Here is a 429-nt window from a genome sequence, read left to right on the forward strand (position 1 = left end):
TGCTTCATCTGATGCGTTGACGCTTCCCTAACGGGAAGAATGTTAATTAAAAAGAAAGGCTCTGGCCGAGGTTCCGGCAGGATTTTGTGCGGGCCTCTTGACGTGGGGAGTCATACCAACGCCTGCATTTGCGGCTTGGGTAAAGTGGCGGCTTTTGTGCGTATTTTTGCACAAAAGGTGACAGTTTACCCAAGTCCTTGCAAGATGCACTTGTTAAATTTAGTTTGGATAACTATCAATTAAATTGAGTGCAACTCCATTTGATGTAATTGCTGTTTCTAGAGCAGAGACAGTTCTTGGAATAAATTGGCTACTATCGCCAACAACTGATTGAGCTAAAGCTCTACCAAGAGCTTCAGTAGAAAAACCCCCAGATACCTTAGTAAATGCATAATACACATTCATTTTGTAACCTTCTTTGTAAGGCAT

At 42.2% G+C, this 429-nt stretch carries 1 protein-coding gene; it reads right to left on the reverse strand.

What is annotated here, in order from left to right; genetic code table 11:
• Nucleotides 1-219: 219 nt before the first annotated feature.
• Nucleotides 220-429 (reverse strand): hypothetical protein (locus tag A3761_RS01635; RefSeq protein ID WP_068749686.1); only part of this gene is annotated, 210 nt, incomplete at its 5' end.

It is taken from the genome of Oleiphilus sp. HI0123 (genome assembly GCF_001635315.1).